The organism is Pseudoalteromonas sp. SiA1 (genome assembly GCF_018732205.1).
Classification (GTDB): Bacteria; Pseudomonadota; Gammaproteobacteria; order Enterobacterales; family Alteromonadaceae; genus Pseudoalteromonas; species Pseudoalteromonas tetraodonis.
Map to the genome: position 1 here is coordinate 2,994,097 of NZ_CP076084.1, position 19,017 is coordinate 3,013,113.

At 41.3% G+C, this 19,017-nt stretch carries 21 protein-coding genes; 11 read left to right on the forward strand and 10 right to left on the reverse strand.

Annotation, left to right across the window (positions count from 1 at the left end):
* Positions 1 to 2: 2 nt before the first annotated feature.
* The 5 genes from KK487_RS13850 to KK487_RS13870 all read right to left on the reverse strand — a co-directional run bounded on the left by KK487_RS13850 (position 3) and on the right by KK487_RS13870 (position 5,295).
* Entirely contained in the window at positions 3 to 1,502 is a 1,500-nt protein-coding gene (locus KK487_RS13850; protein WP_036956719.1) for an efflux RND transporter periplasmic adaptor subunit, read from the reverse strand.
* Positions 1,492 to 2,817: a TolC family protein gene (locus tag KK487_RS13855; RefSeq protein ID WP_036956720.1), complete on the reverse strand. Its 1,326-nt coding sequence runs from the start codon at positions 2,815 to 2,817 to the stop codon at positions 1,492 to 1,494. The genes KK487_RS13850 and KK487_RS13855 overlap by 11 nt, the downstream gene beginning before the upstream one ends.
* A gap of 103 nt (positions 2,818 to 2,920) precedes the next feature.
* A complete protein-coding gene (locus KK487_RS13860) occupies positions 2,921 to 3,295 on the reverse strand; it encodes a hypothetical protein (protein ID WP_036956721.1) in 375 nt (124 codons plus the stop codon).
* A 63-nt stretch (positions 3,296 to 3,358) separates the two neighbouring features.
* Positions 3,359 to 3,967 carry a paraquat-inducible protein A gene (locus KK487_RS13865; RefSeq protein WP_036956722.1) on the reverse strand — a complete coding sequence of 203 codons (609 nt, stop codon included), beginning with the start codon at positions 3,965 to 3,967 and terminating at the stop codon, positions 3,359 to 3,361.
* A 53-nt stretch (positions 3,968 to 4,020) separates the two neighbouring features.
* Positions 4,021 to 5,295, reverse strand: a complete 1,275-nt coding sequence (locus tag KK487_RS13870) for an EAL and HDOD domain-containing protein (protein ID WP_024601950.1) — start codon at positions 5,293 to 5,295, stop codon at positions 4,021 to 4,023.
* Positions 5,296 to 5,562: 267 nt separating this feature from the next.
* Between KK487_RS13870 and KK487_RS13875 the strand changes: the two genes are divergently transcribed.
* Both KK487_RS13875 and KK487_RS13880 read left to right on the forward strand, forming a co-directional pair.
* Complete coding sequence (locus tag KK487_RS13875) at positions 5,563 to 6,129, forward strand: PhnA domain-containing protein (RefSeq protein WP_024601949.1); 567 nt, start codon at positions 5,563 to 5,565, stop codon at positions 6,127 to 6,129.
* Positions 6,130 to 6,264: 135 nt separating this feature from the next.
* Positions 6,265 to 7,071 carry an META domain-containing protein gene (locus KK487_RS13880; protein ID WP_024601948.1) on the forward strand — a complete coding sequence of 269 codons (807 nt, stop codon included), beginning with the start codon at positions 6,265 to 6,267 and terminating at the stop codon, positions 7,069 to 7,071.
* Positions 7,072 to 7,443: 372 nt separating this feature from the next.
* Here KK487_RS13880 and KK487_RS13885 read toward each other — a convergent pair whose 3' ends face one another.
* Positions 7,444 to 8,283: a 23S rRNA (adenine(2030)-N(6))-methyltransferase RlmJ gene (locus KK487_RS13885; protein ID WP_013466006.1), complete on the reverse strand. Its 840-nt coding sequence runs from the start codon at positions 8,281 to 8,283 to the stop codon at positions 7,444 to 7,446.
* Positions 8,284 to 8,521: 238 nt separating this feature from the next.
* Here KK487_RS13885 and KK487_RS13890 point away from each other — a divergent pair, with 238 nt between their 5' ends.
* The 9 genes from KK487_RS13890 (at position 8,522) to KK487_RS13930 (ending at position 15,773) form a co-directional block, all read left to right on the forward strand.
* On the forward strand, positions 8,522 to 8,752 hold the full coding sequence (locus KK487_RS13890; RefSeq protein ID WP_008466311.1) for a hypothetical protein: 231 nt from the start codon (positions 8,522 to 8,524) through the stop codon (positions 8,750 to 8,752).
* Positions 8,752 to 9,057 (forward strand): cell division protein ZapA, encoded by a 306-nt coding sequence (locus tag KK487_RS13895; RefSeq protein WP_013466007.1) that lies wholly within the window; start codon positions 8,752 to 8,754, stop codon positions 9,055 to 9,057. Before KK487_RS13890 ends, KK487_RS13895 begins: the two co-directional genes overlap by 1 nt.
* Positions 9,058 to 9,113: 56 nt before the next feature.
* On the forward strand, positions 9,114 to 10,133 hold the full coding sequence (locus KK487_RS13900) for an MBL fold metallo-hydrolase (RefSeq protein WP_138764713.1): 1,020 nt from the start codon (positions 9,114 to 9,116) through the stop codon (positions 10,131 to 10,133).
* Between the two features lie 56 nt (positions 10,134 to 10,189).
* Complete coding sequence (locus tag KK487_RS13905; RefSeq protein WP_064664038.1) at positions 10,190 to 11,638, forward strand: transglycosylase SLT domain-containing protein; 1,449 nt, start codon at positions 10,190 to 10,192, stop codon at positions 11,636 to 11,638.
* A 65-nt stretch (positions 11,639 to 11,703) separates the two neighbouring features.
* Positions 11,704 to 12,192, forward strand: coding sequence for an FKBP-type peptidyl-prolyl cis-trans isomerase (locus tag KK487_RS13910; RefSeq protein WP_008466307.1), 489 nt, complete (start codon positions 11,704 to 11,706; stop codon positions 12,190 to 12,192).
* A 21-nt stretch (positions 12,193 to 12,213) separates the two neighbouring features.
* A complete protein-coding gene (locus KK487_RS13915; protein ID WP_013466010.1) occupies positions 12,214 to 12,942 on the forward strand; it encodes an SDR family NAD(P)-dependent oxidoreductase in 729 nt (242 codons plus the stop codon).
* Positions 12,939 to 13,778, forward strand: a complete 840-nt coding sequence (locus KK487_RS13920) for an amidohydrolase family protein (RefSeq protein WP_138764712.1) — start codon at positions 12,939 to 12,941, stop codon at positions 13,776 to 13,778. Before KK487_RS13915 ends, KK487_RS13920 begins: the two co-directional genes overlap by 4 nt.
* Positions 13,779 to 13,826: 48 nt before the next feature.
* A complete protein-coding gene (locus KK487_RS13925) occupies positions 13,827 to 15,389 on the forward strand; it encodes a S41 family peptidase (RefSeq protein WP_138764711.1) in 1,563 nt (520 codons plus the stop codon).
* Positions 15,390 to 15,392: 3 nt separating this feature from the next.
* On the forward strand, positions 15,393 to 15,773 hold the full coding sequence (locus tag KK487_RS13930; protein WP_138764710.1) for a hypothetical protein: 381 nt from the start codon (positions 15,393 to 15,395) through the stop codon (positions 15,771 to 15,773).
* Positions 15,774 to 15,824: 51 nt separating this feature from the next.
* Here KK487_RS13930 and KK487_RS13935 read toward each other — a convergent pair whose 3' ends face one another.
* The 4 genes from KK487_RS13935 to KK487_RS13950 form a co-directional block, all read right to left on the reverse strand.
* A complete protein-coding gene (locus KK487_RS13935; RefSeq protein WP_010391702.1) occupies positions 15,825 to 17,000 on the reverse strand; it encodes a mandelate racemase/muconate lactonizing enzyme family protein in 1,176 nt (391 codons plus the stop codon).
* A 27-nt stretch (positions 17,001 to 17,027) separates the two neighbouring features.
* Positions 17,028 to 17,795, reverse strand: a complete 768-nt coding sequence (locus tag KK487_RS13940) for a class II aldolase/adducin family protein (protein ID WP_013466014.1) — start codon at positions 17,793 to 17,795, stop codon at positions 17,028 to 17,030.
* A gap of 134 nt (positions 17,796 to 17,929) precedes the next feature.
* Positions 17,930 to 18,253, reverse strand: coding sequence for a c-type cytochrome (locus KK487_RS13945; protein WP_010391700.1), 324 nt, complete (start codon positions 18,251 to 18,253; stop codon positions 17,930 to 17,932).
* Between the two features lie 171 nt (positions 18,254 to 18,424).
* Positions 18,425 to 18,964 (reverse strand): DUF2058 domain-containing protein, encoded by a 540-nt coding sequence (locus tag KK487_RS13950; protein ID WP_138764709.1) that lies wholly within the window; start codon positions 18,962 to 18,964, stop codon positions 18,425 to 18,427.
* Positions 18,965 to 19,017 lie beyond the last annotated feature (53 nt).

Here is a 19,017-nt window from a genome sequence, read left to right on the forward strand (position 1 = left end):
CTCTACTCGTGCTGACTGTGCATAGCATGCACAGAAGTCATTGTATGGATCACAAACTCACCTTGCTCAATACTAAAGGTAAATGTAACTTCATCATTTAGCTTAAACGCCTCAATCGTTACATTTTTTGCTAACACAAAGTCCATAGTTGCAGGTCCGCGCCCCCACTTTTCAATCGCTTCACGGCTAATATTCATAACCCGCGTGCTAGGGTCAATGCTGTTGATAACCCCATTCACAGTAGCCATGCTTGGGTCACTATCACTCATTGCCATGGTGCTGTGCGAAGGGGCTTGCATACGCTTAAAGTCAGAGCTTTTACTCGACTCTGAATCAATTAAAAACTGCGCAGAAGTAACCACTTCATCTTCAGCCAAAACACCCGATAAAATCTCAGTATGAGTCGTATCGCTTCGCCCTAAGGTTACTTCAACCGATTTAAAACGCCCCTCCCCAAGCGCAATTACAATGCGGTTTTGGCTACCAGTGCGAATAACCGCCTCTTTAGGCACAATTAACTGCTTTTCAGCTTTTTGGCTATGAATACTCACTTGCGCAAACATATTTGGTTTTAACTGATGACCTTCGTTATTAAAGCGCAAACGCACTCGTAAAGTACGATTTTTAGCATCTAAAGTAGGGTAAATATAATCCACTTGCCCTTGCCAACGTTGACCACTTAAATAATCGAGTGTCATGGTTACCGGTAAGCCAACACGGATCAGCTCAGCTTGGCGTTCAAATACCTCAGCCTCAACCCACACTTCATCAAGCTGAGCAATACTCATCATTGAGGTATCAGGTTTAACATAAAATCCTTCACGAATATTAAGCTCATCAACAACGCCACCTTGGCGGGAATAAAAAGTAATATTTTGTAGCACTTGTTGACTTTTTTGTAAGCGTGAAATAAAACCCTCAGACACATTAAGCGATTTTAAACGTGCTTTAGCCGCACGAATTAACACCGGATTATTGCGCTTTAACGCTAAAACAAACTCTTCTTGGGCATTGACTAATTGCGGTGAATACAAGGTATAAAGTGGCTCATCTTGTTTAACCTGATCGCCTGCGGCCTTCACATATAATGTCTCTACCCAGCCCTCTACCCGCGGATGAATATGAATGAGCTGGTCTTGGTTATACTGTACATAGCCTACCGTGTTGACTTCATTTTCCAGCGCTGCAAACTCCACCGGTGCCGTGCGTACACCTAAGTTGTTGATCACGGTAGGTGAAATTTTAACACTGCCGGGGCCTTCATTGGCGCCACTGTCTGACTCTTCATAAACAGGCACTAAATCCATACCCATAGGTGATAAACCCGGTTCATCACGACGATAATTACTGTCCATTGGTGCCACCCAATAAAGCGGCTCTTTTTTACTACTGGTTTTGTCATTGCTTGGCATAGTGTGCTCAGCTGGCAAGCTCAATAACACCCCGGCCGTCAGCGCTGCACTGCATATAGCCACCAATGACAATTTTAAATTAGTATTCATAGGTTAGCTCCTGCTGTGATAAGTTTTTTAAGCTGGCGTCATCAGCACTGGCGTAATAATTTAACCGTGCAATAATAATTTTTTGATCAACATGAATATTAAGTGCGTCTATTTTGGCATTTAATTCGCTGATCCGCGCTTGCATCACATCCGAAAAATTACCATCATCGCGAGTATAAGCATTAAGGGTCGCTTGGGATTGCTCGGCCATTTGCGGCAATAATTTAGTTTTATAGAGCGCTGCTCGCTGACTTAATCGTGTTAGTTGGCTGACTTCCTTAAAGTACATTCCTTGTAGCTTTTTAAGGGCAATTAATTTTTGTGTTTTTGCCTCTTCGCTATCAGCAATCGCGGCATTAACGAGTTGATCTTGGCGATTGTCGGTAAATAGCGGTAAATCTATACTCACTCCTACAGAGAAAAGGTCGGCTCGTGAGCCACCCATTGGCATATCATCGCGATAACCATATCCCATATTCACACCAATTTGCGGTTTATAGCCTTGCTCAGCCACACTTATTTGAGTTTGCTTTGCCTCTATTGCATTATCAATCGCCATAATAGCGGGGTGCTTTAATAGCAATGCCATTAATTGCTGAAACTCTAATTCCGTGTAGTTTTTTAACGCTGCAAGCGCTGAAAAGTCATCACCAACAGGCTGGCTTAGCATGTCGATGGGCAACCATTGTGTTAACCGCTTTTTAGCACCTTGTAGCTGTTGATCAAGTTGCATTAGTTTATCTTCAAGGCGGGTTAGCTCTAATTGCGCACGAATAATATCTTGTTGGCGTGTTTTACCCACCGAGCTTACATAACTTGATTCGGTAATATCGATTAACTGAGTAAACAAGGCTTTGTCCTGCTCAATAAGTGCAATAGTTCGCTGCGCTCTGTAAGCGTTGAGCCATGACTCGGTCACTGTGGTTTTTACCTGCGCGAGTCTATCTTTACGAAGCCAAGGCTCTGCCGCAGCCGACTGAGACAGTGCTTTTTGCTGCAATGCTAAACTATCGCCTCGGCTTAACGATTGGCTAATTCCTACTTTAAATTGGGTCATATTCTCTTGATCAAAAGCAAAACCATTGGTTGGTAAGTTCATTAACCCTAGCGTGAGTACCGGATCAGGTAAGGTACCTGCGGCAATACTTTTTGCTTCAATTGATGTTTGTTTTTGTTTGCTGGCTTTAAGCCAAGGCTCATGGTTTAAGGCATAGTTAATTGCCTCATTTAAACTCAGTTTAGCACTGTGTACAGAGAGACTAATGCTCAATAAGCTGCTCACAAAAACAGCTTTTAATACTGCGAAGTGATTCATCACTTGCTCCACTTAAAATTAAAAAATAAAAAACGATTAATTTTTTAAGCAGATAGATGACAAAAAGCTAAATGACTAGATTTTAAACACACCTATCCTGCGGTTATGCATGCATAGGAGGACGATAAAGAGATCGTGCAAAATTAGGTTGGCGCTGCATGACAGCAAGGTGCACTTTTTCAGAGGGTAATTTGGAAGCTATAAATAGCGAGTTTACATGCAAGGCCGAATGCGAATTACAAGCACTCATTGGGCAACTGCAATCTTGGGTTAACGTGCTTTGCTCACTACAGCAATCCATAGACATGGTTGTTGTATCAGCGTCGTCACTCATTGCCATTTCACTATGCTGCATCGATGCATGGGTTGCCATGTTCATATGCGGCACATCACATACCATAGATACAGACGCAACAGCTTGACCCACAAAAGTGAGTAACAAAGTTAGCGTGATTAAAATACAGTAAATACGTTGCAATGAAATAACCTAAAAGTAAATAGACGCTAAAAGTTTATGGTAACTGGCTTTAAAACTCAATCATTAACTGGTTTTTACCATTGGCTTTATCAAGCTACTAGCCGCAATGGCGAACAGGCAATAGCCGGTAAAATACCAAAAACCAGTACCAAACTCAGCATGCATATTAAGTAAGTCTTCTGAGTTCGCGTTTGCATTACCAGCCATGTAAGCCACGATTAATGCAATAACAAACACATCCACCATACTCCATTTACTTAAGCCAATTATCACTTTACCAAGCTTGTACTTAAACGAAGTCTCCTTCAGTGCACAATAAAACAATTGAAGCAGCAGCTTAATTGTTGGGATCACTATTGAAAAAAACGCCACTAATATCGCCACTAAGTAGTTTTTGTTATCGGCCAGTTCGTTAACGGTGCCCCAAATACTACGCGTTTTTTGATAAGCGCTGATCTCGCCTTCAAGTTTGTCTAATCCCAACATACTCGAGATCATCATTAGCATATTACGGGTGTTTTGATTTCCTTCATCTGCCAGCATTTCAATACCGGCTTGAGCAAGTTTAGATTTATCAATTTTGCCTTCCATACTCAACACCGGCTGGGTCACCCCGGGGATCAATAAAGCTAAGGCAATTAAAATAGTCGTGATAGGTAAAAGTAAACGCATGGTGTAATACTAAGTAAAATCAATATGTGCCAATCATACCCAAACGTTTTGCGTTAGTCTTGTTCAATAATGGTGGCTAATAACTCATCCGCATATTGGCGCGCATCTAACATGGCTGTATACACCAGCTCTATATCTGATGCAGGGCGAATAGTCTCTAGCAACTTTTTAGCCAATTGCCAGTTATCTTCTTCTACTGCTTTTATTAAATGTAATGAGTTCCCCATCATGCCATCAAAACTTAAAAGTGCACCAGATAACTCAGCCCCTAAACTAAACTCTTTGGCAATAGCTTCCAGTTCCATATCTAAAATAGCATCAAGCACCGACATCAAGCCGACTAAATAGCCTTGCTCTGCAATAATCTTTCCGCCGGGCTCTAAAATCAATTGCATAAACTGCGCTCTACATAAACCTAAACGAGTAAGCTCACTAGGTTTGTCTGAGCCAAGTTCGCTCAGCGCCAGTACTCGTACAAACTTTCTAATAGAATCTTCCCCTAAATACACAACCGCTTGTGGAATTGACGTAATCACTAAATTTTTATTAGCAGAGCGGGCATTAACTAGTTTGAGAACACGTGCGGTTAAACCCACATCTTTAGAAATACGTTGATTAATTTCGTTAAAATCCAAGTCAGGACGAGATGTGCAGCGCAATAAATCAAAAACCGCCATTTTTAACGGCTCAACATTACCGTAACTGAGCATTTCTGGCCGTGCAAAAAAGAATCCTTGAAAGTAATCGCATCCAGCTTCTTTAAGCTGCCTAAATTCGTCATAGGTTTCAATTCGCTCTACCACTATTTTAACCTCAGGGTGATTGCGTTTGAGCTTTTTAAGTAGCATGGTGGTTTTTATTATAGGCTCTTCTACTTCAAGCTTTATATAATCAACCAAACTGAGCAAAGGTTGCCATTTTTCATGCGCGTCATAATCATCTAACGCAAATACATACCCTGCTTTTTTTAGCTCAGTTACTCGTTGAGTAACAAGCTCGATATTTTCAGTACGCTCAACAATTTCAATTACAGTATTTTCAGGCTGCAATAATGTAGGTAAATCCTCTAAAAGCCCTTCGCTAGATAGGTTTATAAACACGGTCTGATTAAGCGCCAGCTTTTCCACCCCAACCAGCATTAACGCATTAAAAAAAAGTCGCCCAGTGGCCTGCCCGTCGGTTGTTCCCGCAGGAAAGGCATTATTAACTGAATCGCGATAAAGTAACTCAAAGGCAAAAATGCTTCTATCAGCATGAAAAATGGGTTGCCTAGCAATATATTGAGTGACCAAAATAGATGAATTTTTTACGTCTGGATTATTTGGCATTACCCTTCCTGTTTTGCAGTGATGTAAGCGTTATTTTTATTGTTATACCTAACCAGTATAGTGAAACTTTAAAGACTTGCTGCAATTTTAATTCGAATAAAAAACAAGCGACTAAGCCTAAATTTATATTCTTAAAATAAAAACCTTTATTAACCTTATTTTTTATAAGGTTTTGCTGCTATCAGCCGCTCTGAGCATACCCAAAGGTTATGGTTATAAGGTATAATGCGATTATAAATTTTTTATAAACTCACAAGAGCCCCTAATATGAGCATTGAACAAGCCTTAATAGAGCGTAGCAACAACCAATGTGAACTCTGCGCAGCAACAGATAACTTAACTGTATACGAAGTACCTCCAGTTACCGAAGCTCATTCAGATAAATGCATTTACACCTGTCAAACATGTAAAGATCAAATTGAGGGCACCCGCGATTTAACTCCTACTCATTGGCATTGTTTAAATGACAGCATGTGGAGCCAAACACCGGCGGTACAAGTTGTTGCTTATCGCATGCTGACACGACTAGCAGCCGATAATGGCTGGGCACAAGACGCACTTGATATGATTTACCTTGAAGAAGACACATTAACATGGGCTCAGCAAGCGCTTGCTGAAGATGATGATATTAAACACATTGATAGTAATGGCGTAGTGCTACAAGCTGGCGATACCGTCACCTTAATAAAAGACTTAGATGTGAAAGGTAGCAGCTTAACTGCAAAGCGCGGTACTGCTGTGCGCAATATTGGCTTAACCAGCAACCCAGAACATATTGAAGGGCGTGTTGATGGACAACGTATTGTAATTTTAACTAAATACGTTAAAAAATAAGTAACGAATCAAGGCGCCTAGCGTCTTTTTTTATATCTCAACTTTCTGTATTGGCTGTATTTACAAGTTAAGCGATGATTAAGTAACTTAGCCGTAAACTACTGTTTATATCCGTAATTATATCTAGGAACTGTTATGTTCTCACCAAAGCCAAACTCAATCTTAAAGTCGGTTGCAGGCCTATGTTTTTTAGCAAGTGGCACACTTATGCTTAGCGCATGTAACGATGACACCGCACAGCAAAATAGCGCTGTGAAACAAACAACAGCCTCTCTACCAGTACAAGTTAGCTACCTAGATCGCAGCCTATTAGCGCCTAATTCACAGCTAACCGTTACCTTGGTTGATGTGTCAAAAATGGATGTGGCAGCAACCGTTATTTCTGAGCAGGTAATTGATTTAGTAGGCGCACCGCCGTATAAAGTAGAGCTTGAATACAACCTTGAAAAAATTGATCCAGCCCATCGCTACAGCGTGCGCGCAACCATTAATAATCAAGGAAACTTACTATACACCAGCACAACAAGTAACTCGCCTTTTGCTAATACGGCCTCATCAAAGCCTTTAGAAATTATTGTTTCAAAAGTAGCGTCAAAGCCAGACGTTGACTTAGTAAATACCTACTTCAAAGCCGTTTTAATCGATGGCAATCCCGTTGAAGTGAATACTAAAGAGCCATTTATTCAATTTAATAGTGACAACACTGTGCACGGTTTTTTAGGGTGCAATAACTTTAATGGCGGTTATGAAGTATCGAAGCAAACGGTTACTTTTACGCAGTTAGCAACCACGCAAAAAATGTGTCATGAAAATATGGAACAAGAAAGCGCCATGGCGGGTGTGCTGCAAGCAGCAACGCAATGGCAAATTAACGGTGAAAAATTAGTATTACAAAATGAGGCAGGCAAGCAACTTGCAACCTTTAACGCTGTTTACTTTTAATTAAGCGTAACAATACTCCGCATCTAAGCATATCAGTATAAAGCCCAGTTAAACTAGGGTCTGTTGATCTTTCAAGGTTAAATTTGCAGCAGTCTGTTTGGTATTTAGGCAAGGCAGAGCCTATGTGGTGTGGTTATTCCCCATAAATAGGCGATAACGCAGCATCAATGCCAAACAGGCGCTGCCCGAAGGGTTCTGATTTACTCTTTGTTGCCTACATGGATGTAGGTAAGGGGCGTGAGCAGGACGCGGAAGCTTTGCTCGGTTTTTACTTAGCCCACTAGGTTACAAACCTCGCGCCGCGATTAAACCGCCCCTAGTTTGAACAAATTTTAATCCGCAAAGGTCAACAGACCCTAGGCTTATTTATTTTTATTCGGCAACTAACTGCTCGCTGCGATAAAAGCCACTTGGCTTACTCAACAAGCTTACTAGTTCAGGTAACACGTCATCCATAGTTTGTTTCAGCTTCCAGGGTGGATTTATCACTATCATTCCAGAGGCGGTCATACCATGTACTTCTGTATCTGCTTCAGTACCTAATTCAAATAATTGAATATTTTTAATGCCCGCGTCAATTAAACCCTGCTCCATATTATCAATACGTTCTCTGTCCACAACCGGATACCAGATCATGTAAGTCCCTGTTGCAAAGCGTTGATGTGCTTTAACAATGGTTTGTACTACCGTATTGTAATCGTCTTTTATTTCATAAGGTGGGTCTATTAACACACAGGCTCTGCGCGAAGCTGGCGGTAACAAACCAATTAAGCCTGCAAACCCATTTTCGCCGCGTACACGAATAGAACGCTTACCTTGCATGTTTTCTTCAAGTAAGACTAAATCTCGCGGATGCAGCTCAAAAAACCAGCCCTTATCTTGACGGCGTAAAAAGTGCTCGGCTATTTTTGGTGAGCCTGGGTAAAACGCCAGCGATGCGCTCTCATTAAATGATTTTATTAGTTCAATGTAGTCATTTAAGGCACTGTGTTGGCTAGTATGTTGCCACAGTTTTTCAATGCCATCTTGGTACTCTTGGGTTTTTTGCGCGTCAGGTGCAGCAAGCTCAAAAAAACCAGCCCCCGAATGCGTATCAATATAGTCAAGCGGCTTATCTTTAATTGTTTGATAACCCAGTACTTGCGCTAACACTAAATGTTTAAGTACATCGGCAGGGTTACCCGCATGAAAGGAGTGTCTGTAACTAAGCATTATTTATTTTCACCATACGCTATTTAATAAAATCAGTGAACCATAAGCACACTACTTTGACAATCGATACCAGCAAAAGCGGGGGTTTACGTGAACCGCTTCTGAATGAAAAAGCCAATAGCGTGAATTATCCCTTAACATAGAATAAAAATCACCTAAAACCAGCGTAAATGCTGGCAAATAAACACACTTTGCTTTACATTTGCATGACATTAATTACAGTTATATGAGCGCATTTATGAACAACAACACTCTTCAACAACTCGAACAACTGATCGACCAACTAATTACCCGTAATAATCAGTTACAAACTGATATTTCAGAGCTTAAAGAGCAAAACAGCAAGCTACTTGATGAAAATGAGTTATTGCAGTTAGAAGCCCTTGAAAATGAAGAAAAACAAAAAGATGCAAGTACTACCTTGTCATCATTGTTAGATAAATTACAAAGCGCGCAACAGGCAAGCTAATGTCTGAGCTGCAAAACCAGCGAGTCACTGTTGAATTGCTTGGTAAAGAGCAGCAATTTGCTTGTCCTGCGGGGCAAGAAGAGGCACTAAAAGCGGCCGCCAAAAATCTGAATGATTTAGTTGAACAAATGAAACAACGTTCAACAGTCAGAAATGATCAAAAAGCATTACTTATGGCTGCCTTAAATTTAAGCCACGAATTGCTTGAAGCGAAAACTCAAAAATCAGTTGAGCTTGAATATCAAGATCAACTCATTGATAAATTGAGTCAGTACTTAAGCTCGAACTCTGAGCACACTAAATAAAAGCGCATTTTGCGCTTTTATTGTTTTTACCGTCAAAAATACAGCTAGAGATAAAGATGCAACCATTTTTAAGTAAAGCTCAAAAAATAGGTAAGTGCTTACTGCCTTTAATTTGCTTGTTTATGCAAACAAAAAGCGAGGCGGCAATTGAGTGGCAACCGTTGTCAGCTAATATTCAATTTCTTAAGCAACCTGAAAGACTTCGTTTTTACGACTCTAACCAAGTATTAATTGAAGGCAGTGAATGTGCATTACTCGTTGATGCCAGTGGTAACTTTGCGGCGGTAGAACAACTGGTAACTGAGCTAAAACAACGTCTAAAGACGCCTTTGTGTTATTTAGTTGCAACCCACTTTCATGACGATCACTTACTGGGGATGGCGGTTATGCAGCATTACTTCCCAGACGCAAAACTTATTACTCACCAACAAGTCGCTAACGACTTTTCGCTTTACCAGCAAGCCTTAACAGACAAGCTAGAGGGATTCGAGAAAAGCATTGAGCTGAGCTATCAACGATTAGCCACCTTACCCGATGCTGAGCAAGTTCAATGGCGAGAAAAGCTTACCCGCGCTAAAAAGCGCTTATTTCGCTGGCAAGACTATCAATTAACACCACCAAAAATGAGTATTAGTGAATCTAAAACGTTAGATTTAGGTGGCTATACACTCACTATAAACCCGCATCAGGCACATACTAATGGCGATTTAACACTACTTGCCGACAAAGGTAAAACCTTAATTGGTGGTGATATCATCGATTGGTTACCCTACCCTGGGCATGGCGAGCTTAAGCAATGGCAACGCTTATTAAAAAAATATATAAATAATAATACGCTGTCACTTTTTATTCCTGGACATGGCGATTTAGTCGATAAAGTTAAACTAAAACAGTCACTCACGTTTTTAGAAGCGATTACGGATCATGCTAAAAATAACCCTGAAGCCAGTATTGAGCAATTACAAAAAAACTTCCCTAGTGAGGCACTAAAACCTTATCAACAAGAACCACTTGATATAAAATCAAGTCACTTATTTTTGCAATCGGGATTACTTCGCGCTAAAAACAGTCAATAACTGAACACAATGGATTGTGTTAAAATATGGAAATATATTTTTTAAAAAGGAACAAAATGCGTCACTTGATCTTATGCTTTGCCATTGTATTGCTATGCAGCTGTAAAACCACTCAGCCAGAGATCATTGCGCCTGCAGTTCCCACACCTGTAGAGTCAAAACCGGCATTATCAAATACGCCGACCTCTAAAAACACTCACAAAGTCATTAATAAAAAAGCCACCCCCAAAGCCCCTGAAATAGCTCAACCCACAGAGTTATGGGCACATATTGCTGATAACTTACATTTACCGGTTGAGCAAAATCAAGCGTTAAAAAAACGCATTAACTGGTATTTAAAACAGCCTAATTATTTAAAAATAGTGTCTCGACGTGCAGAGCCTTTTTTATACCATATTGTAAAAAAAGTTGAGCAAAAGCGCTTGCCGATGGAGCTCGCCTTGTTACCGTTTGTAGAAAGTGGCTTTAGACCTACCGCACGCTCAAGCGAGCACGCTGTGGGAGTGTGGCAACTCGTTGCAGCAACCGCGCATCATTTTGGGGTTAAATCAGATCAATGGTACGACGGACGCCAGGATGTATTAGCCTCAACCGATGCGGCACTTGATTACTTGAGCTATTTACATAAACGTTTTGATGGTAATTGGCTACATGCACTTGCGGCCTATAACACCGGTGAAGGCCGAGTTAAGCGCGCTATAAAACGCAATCAAAAACGAGGTAAATCAACTGACTTTTGGGCACTAACACTGCCAAAAGAAACCGCTGACTATGTACCAAAACTATTAGCACTGAGCTATTTAGTGAAACACCCTAAGGCAAATTTTAAACGGCCAAAGCTTCCTTATAAAGCACTGACTACCTCGCTAAATGTGGCAAAACAGTTTGATTTTTCAGTTATGGCCAAGCTCTCTGGCATGGGCGCCAAACAACTGCATGCCCTTAATCGGGGTTATTTAAAAAATCAAAGCTCTCCCCATGGACCGCACACTCTGTTATTACCTATAGAGCAACAAGCTTTATTAAAAAACCGCTTTTTTAAAGCCAATTTTGCAGGCGAATACATCGTTAAGAAAAATGACACGCTGTACGGTATTGCTAGGCATTTTGGCTTGCCTTTAGAAGTATTAAAACAGCTCAATAATAAGCAAAATAACTTTATTGGCGTTGGCGAAAAGCTTATTTTAGGGGAGCCGCAAACTTTGCCTGAGTCGCTCACTATTAACTATAAAATAAGCCCTTATCTAGAACAAAAAGAGCAAATCATTCCAACCATCGAGGTAGATTACCACGTAAAACCCGGTGATAACCTTTGGAATATAAGTCAGTTATACGGCGTTGCTCATAGCGATTTAGCGCGTTGGAATAAATTATCTGCCTCAAGCGTATTAAAACCTGGGACTCAGTTGGTTTTATTTATACCTCAAGCCGCTACGCCAAAAACTACACCGGCGAAAAAAGACCTGTTACTCGACTTACAAAATACATTAAATCATCCACGTTAAGTTTCTAAAGCGCAGTATTTCGCGTAAAATTGCCTTTAATTAATTTAAAACTCAAAGAGACAAGCATGCAAATCAGTAAAAATTCGGCCGTTGAATTTCATTACACCCTAAGCGAAGCGGGTGAACAAATCGAAAGCAGCCTAAACGACGCGCCATTAAGTTATATTCACGGCAGCGAAGGCATGCTTCCAGGTTTAGAAACCGCACTTGAAGGTAAAGCCGCTGGTGATAAATTTAGCGTTACGTTATCTCCAAGTGAATCATACGGTGAGCGTGTTGATGACTTAATTCAGCGCATTCCGCTTAAGCACCTTCAAGGTGATGTAAAAGTATGGAAACCAGGCATGACTGCTATGGTGCAATCAAACCAAGGTCGCCACCAAGTAACCATTGTAAAAGTAGGCCGCTTTAATGCTGATTGTGATTTAAACCACCCATTTGCTGGTAAAACGCTGACTTTTGATGTTGAGGTTGTCTCAGTTCGAGAAGCAACAAACGAAGAGATTTCTCACGGACATGTTCATGCTGAAGGTGGTTGCGGCCACGCACATTAATTGCTAATTAAAGGAACAAGTATGTCAAAAGTTGCAATAGTAACCGGTGGCTCTAAAGGCATTGGCTTTGCTGTGGTTCAGCGATTATTAACGAGCGGCTATCAGGTTCATAACCTAGATATTGAACCCAGTGAGAGTGGTGTTTTTCATCAATGTGATGTTAGTAATGTAACCGCCGTACGCCAGTGTATACAGGCTATTATTGAAAAAACACAACGCATTGATGTACTTGTTTCAAATGCTGGCAAGCACCTAAGTGCCACAATTGAGCAAACCGATGAAGCGACATTCGATGCGTTAATGGCACTGAATGTTAAAGGTGCGTACGCGGCTATACAAAGCGTATTACCAGCCATGAAAGCACAACAAGATGGCGCTATTGTGTTAATTGCCTCAGATCAGGCCATTATTGGCAAACAAAACTCATTTGCTTATAACCTGACTAAACATGCATTGGCTTCGATGGCTAAAACCACCGCCTTAGATTACGCAAGCTTTAATATTCGCACTAATGCCGTGTGTCCTGGCACCATAGAAACACCGTTATTTCATAATGCGATTGATGCATACTGCAAAAAAAGTGGCGCAAATAAGGCAGATATTGTTGCCGAAGAAGCTGCTTTACAACCTCTTAATCGTTTAGGCCAAGCCGATGAAGTTGCAGCACTGGTAAACTTTTTAGTAAGTCCAGAAGCCAGCTTTATTACCGGCAGTTTGCAACGCATTGATGGCGGTTACACAGCGCAATGAGTACTAAAATTATTGACCCGCATGTGCATTTTTTTAATTTGCTGGAGGGTCAATACACCTGGCTGCAAGGTGCTAACCCACCCGCTTGGCCTAACTTAGATAAAATAAAACAACCGATTAGCGTTGCTAAACTAATCAAAAGTACGGACTTTGAACTCGTTGGTTTAGTGCATATAGAAGCTGGCTTTGATAATGAGCAACCTATTAATGAATTAAACTGGTTAGCAAAGCATATAAAAAGGCTACCTTACAAAGCGATTAGCTTTGCAACAATTAACCAGCCAAATAACGCATTTAAACTAGCACTTAAACATCTAAAACATTCATCCCTTGTCGGCATTAGAGATATCACTGAAGGTCATGATGCCACGCGCTTATTGAACCCTCATTGTCTCGATAACCTGCGCCACTTGTGCCACTTAAAACTGCATTTTGAAGCGCAATTTGAAATAGAAAACCTCAATATCACCGAGCAACTTATTTCTTATGCCAACCAAGTTAGTGACTTACAAATCATCATTAATCACGCAGGGCTTGCACACAACCTTGCTAACTGGCAACGCGCCATTGAATTACTCGCACAACAGCCTAATGTTGCGATGAAGTTTTCAGGCTTTGAATTACTCATGCTTAATAGCGAGCAGCAAAGGCAGTGTTTAACACATATTTTAAAGCATTTTGGTATGCAAAGAGTGATGTTTGCCAGCAACTTCCCCGTGTGCCAAATTAACATTAACTACAATGAGTTATGGCAACATTATCGAAGCCTATGTAGGGATGATCTTACATGGCAACATTTGAGTTACAAAAATGCAGCGCGCCTCTATCAACTCTAAATAAAAACCGCTATATTTAGCTCAACAGTTTAAAAAACGAGCATACGTATGGCCATTTTTAATTCATCTTCTCTCAAATACACATTACTCCCTTTTTCGCTAGCCGCTTTATTAACAGGTTGTGGCGGTGGAGGTAGCGACAATGCGACCAACCCAACAACAGACAATAGCGGCTGGACTTCTGGTGTATTTGCTAGCTCAGGGCAATTTAAAGGTCAATGCCAAGCAATTAATGAAAAAAACTGGCTACGCTCTTGGAGTAACGAAACCTACTTATGGTACGACGAAATTATTGATACTAATCCGGCATTAACGTCAGGCGTCATTGATTACTTTAATACTTTAAAAACGGAGCAACTGACTGAGTCGGGTGCGAAAAAAGATAACTTTCACTTTAGTTTGCCAACCGATGAGTGGCAAAGACAAAATCAATCAGGCCTAAGCTTTGGTTATGGCTTTAATATAAAAATAATCGCTGGTAGTGCGCCGCGCCAAGCAATTGTTAGCTATACCGAGCCAAATACCCCTGCTAGTAATCAAAATATTATTAGGGGCTTTGAGCTTTTAGAAGTTGATGGTGTTGATTTTATTAACGCGACCTCATCAAGCGAGGTAGCTATTATTAACGCAGGTTTATTCCCAGAACAAACAGGTAAAGTTACCGAATTTGTATTTAGGGATATCAGCACTAATGAAAATCGCATTGTTACGCTCACATCTCAAAATATCGAGTCGCAACCAGTAATGAACGTACGTACTGATTTAGCAAACGGCGATGTGGGTTACTTTCAATTTAATAGCCACAACGCGATAGCCGAAACGCAGCTTTACAACGCCTTTAACCAACTCGCTGCCAGCAGCATTAAAGATTTAGTCATTGATGTGCGCTATAACGGCGGTGGTTTGTTACAAATGGCCAGCCAAGTAGGCTATATGGTGGCAGGTAGCAATACCCAAGGCAAAATATTTGAACGCACTATTTTTAACGATAAATACCCCAATACCAACCCTATCACAGGGCAAACACTGACCCCCATGCCCTTTACAAATCGTTTTGTCGGGTTTGAAAATAACCCTGCAATAGCTGCAGGCACCCCATTACCAACGTTAAATTTAGATCGGGTATTTGTACTCACCACCAGCAGTACCTGCTCAGCCAGTGAGGCTATAATTAACGGGCTGCGCGGAGCCGATGTTGAAATCATTCAGATAGGGGCTGGCACCTGTGGTAAACCGTATGGCTTTTACCCAACCGATAACTGCGACACTACTTATTTTACCATTCAATTTACTGGCGAAAATAACAAAGGTTTTGGTGAATATTCAGATGGCTTTGCACCGCAAAATACCATTGATAATGCGCGCCAGCCCGTACTTATTGCAGGCTGTGCTGTTGCCGATGACTTTAGCAAACGCTTAGGTGATGCAAGTGAAGGCTTACTTAATACCGCACTTAGTTATAGAGCAACCGGCAGTTGCCCAGCCCCAAGCTCAATAAATAGTGTTCTCGGTTTTGCGCCCACTATCGCCACCGATATGCCTGAAGTAAAAGACGCGCGAATTCAGACTGTACTTAAACAGAATATTATTCTTAGCGATAACATGAGATAAGCAATGAAGATTTTATTAGCAATAACTGCAATTTCGCTATTTTTAAGTGGGTGCTTAGCACAAAGCTCAGAGCCCACACCTAAATTGCAACATGCGTTACTAATTGAGCCTAATAGCGCTAAAGTAGCCGACGCAATTGCGCAGCTGCTGCATAGCTCGCAGGTTCAATTAGCAGACGATGTTTTTGTCACCTCAAGCACGGTTACCCTTGAGCAACTTAATCATAAAGATCCTCAGGGCAACCCTATTATGGGCAAGCAACTTAATATGCCAGATCAATTTGAGCTCGTGACTAAGGGAGAGCACTGTTTTGTTCGCCACCTTGATAGCAAAGCAACCATTGAACTAAAACAAGTACTTTGTAAAATAAACCCACAGCGATAAAAAAGCCGGTAAGTGACAACTCACTTACCGGCTATTTCTCAACAGAGTAAACTATTTTATTTCTACGCGTTGTGAGCGCATTACAATTTCATCGTTAAGCTCAATCCCAAGACCTGGTTCTTCAGATACTTCAAAAAAACCATTTTTAGGTTGTGGATCTTGTAAGCATAGCTCTCTATTCCACTTTTTAATCGCGTAAGTATGATGCTCGTGAATTAAAAAGTTAGGGATCGCTGTTTCTAAGTGCAATGATGCCGCCGTTGCAACCGGCCCTCCACATACGTGTGCCTGAATACGCACATCAAAAATATCAGCGTAATCACATACTTTTTTAGTTTCGGTAAAGCCACCACATAAGCCGATATCTGGCTGTAGTACATCAATACTTTGATCTTCTAAATAAGGACGTACACCCCAGCGGTTATACAAGCGCTCGCCGCCTGCAATAGGCACAGCCACTTTGTCAGCCACTTTTGCATGTAATGAATGGTTTAAGTAATTCACCGGCTCTTCAAAATACATACAGTCAAATTCTTCTGCAATTTCACCAATTTGAATTGCCGATGTCGCCCCTGGTAAGCTATGACATTCAAAAATAATATCTACTTCGTCACCCACGGCCTCTCGAATAGCCTGCATACGTGCGCGGTATAGTTTCATTTCTGGACGAGAAATAATATTTGTGCGGTCGTAATAGGTGTTGCCGTCTTTATCGTATTGAATTGGATCGACCTTTACCGCATCGTAACCTTCCGCCACCGCTTTTAGTGCCGCTTCTGCATATTCTTGTGGCTGTACCAGCGCTTTAAATTCACTGTCCCAGTCAAACTGCAGCTGTGATGCATAAGTACGCAGCTTGTCGTTAACTTTACCGCCAAGCAACTGATAAACCGGTAAACCCAATGCTTTACCTTTTATATCCCAAAGCGCCGTATCAATCGCACTCATTGCTGCGTAAACCACCGGCCCACCACCTAGACCCCAAAAACTTTCACGCAACATGCGCGACCATAGTTTTTCAGTTTGAAACGGGTCATGGCCAATTAAAAAGGCATCGGCCATTTCTTTGATCATCGCAGCAGCGGCACTGTGGCCTAAATCGTATGCAAGACCTGCTTCACCCACACCGCTAATACCTTCATCGGTATGAATTCGAACAAATACCGGCGTCCATGCAGGACGATCAGGGCAATGAATATCAAAGACTTCAACGCGATTTACTTTCATAAAAATTCCTTATTAACCTTCAGTGGGTTATTTTGCAAAACTAGGATCAAGACGATACGCTTTTCGTAACATGGCAGGCCATGCTAGCTGGCCCCCTGTACTGCCGCTGTGAACGACGTTCGCTTGGTTATAAATGTTATCAATAATAGCTTGAGGCACAGCCACCGCTTCTTGCGCACTTGATTGAATGGCTAACTGTATTTCACAGGCACGCTGAAGGTCATAAAAGCGCATAAACGCATCGCCTACCGTTGGGCCTACTGTTAAACCGCCGTGGTTGACCAATAGCATATGATTGGTGGTGCCTAAATCTGTTTGCAGGCGTTTACGCTCATCGTCATTCACCGCTAAACCTTCATAGCCATGGTAAGACAGAGACGGCAATGAAAACATCGAATACTGACTTAGCGGTAACAGCCCTTCTTTTTGTGTTGCAACCGCAATCGTTTCTTTGGTGTGCAGGTGTATAACGCAATGGGCATCCTCACGTACTTCGTGAATGGCACTGTGAATAGTGAACCCCGCCGGGTTAATATTAAAGGGTGTATCGTCAATAATGCGGCCATTTAAATCTACTTTGACTAAGTTAGATGCAGTGATCTCATCAAACGTTAAGCCAAAGGCATTCACTAAATAATGATCAGTGCCCGGTAGGCGAGCAGAAAGGTGCGTATAAATTAAATCCCCCCAACGAAAATGGTCAACTAATCGATAACATGCGGCTAAATCAACACGTAGTTGCCACTCTTGTTCTGATACTTTATTTTTTAAATTGAGCTGGGGTAAATCAAACATAACAAGCCTTTTAAAACACAGCATAGCGCTAGTGATTGTAGATGTTTAGAAGTCTAAATGAGTATTAGCATGATGGCAATCACCAAATAAAAAAGCCACACATAGGTGTGGCTCTTTTTAATTAGCGTTAACGGTTATTGTACTTTTGATAGGTAATCGGCAATCGCTTCAAATTCTTCATCAGTCACAGTCGCAACCATCGCTTTCATCGCCATAGACATACCGTTGTTACGAGCGCCTGACTTGATGTCTTTCATTTGCGCTACTAAATATTCTTTGTTTTGACCATTTAGTTTAGGGTACATCGCCATAATAGGTGCTTTACCTTCTGCACCATGACATGTTTGACAATTTTTAGCTGTGTAAAGTGCAGCGCCATCTGCAGCGGCTGCTGAAAATGAAAAACTTGCGGCTAAACCAATACCCGCGCCTAATAAAAGTGTTTTTATCTTGCTCATTGTATTTACTCTTCTTTTTACGGTTAAAAAAAACGGTTGTGATTATTGTAGTCAATAAATCTTTAAAAAGCATACGTCCTTGGTAAGGTTTGACGATCAATCAGAACAAATACGTGTATCCCTCATAAAACACATACTAGCTTGCTTTAACTGAGCAGATACTTAATAGGCTTACCAAATAAGATCGTCTGGCACTTCAAAATCAGCATACGGATCGTCTTCATCTTTGGCTTTATTTTCAGGCTTAACATGAAACACAATATACTTTTCATCCACCTCAGCCACTTTACGCGCAGGCTCATCTTCTAATACGTAAAACTGACCTTCTAACACACAAATAGCTAAACGCCCGCCCGAGAGCGCCTTTTGCGTTTGCTCATTCACATCAAGCCCTTTCACTTTATTTTCATAAGTGAAGTTAAAGGTACGCTCACCGCGAATTGACTCTTGATTATGATGCTCTAAAATTTGCTTCACACGCGCGACTTGTTCGCGCTGCTTTAATTCTTCTTGGCGCGCTTTATTGAGCTCTTCAGCTTTTTGCTGCTGCTCCAACTTAGTTTGCTGAATATGCTTTTGTAAATCGTTCGGGTTGCTCGTCGCTCCCTTCTTTTGCTTTTTCTGTTGCTTGCGCTTTTCTGATTTAGCAACTTTAGCTTTATGTGATGTTGTTAAACCAGCTTGGAGCAATTGCTCTTGTAGTGACCCCATGGCGTGTTCCCACTAAAAACGAATATTAATGCTATTTTAATCACCAACGAGCG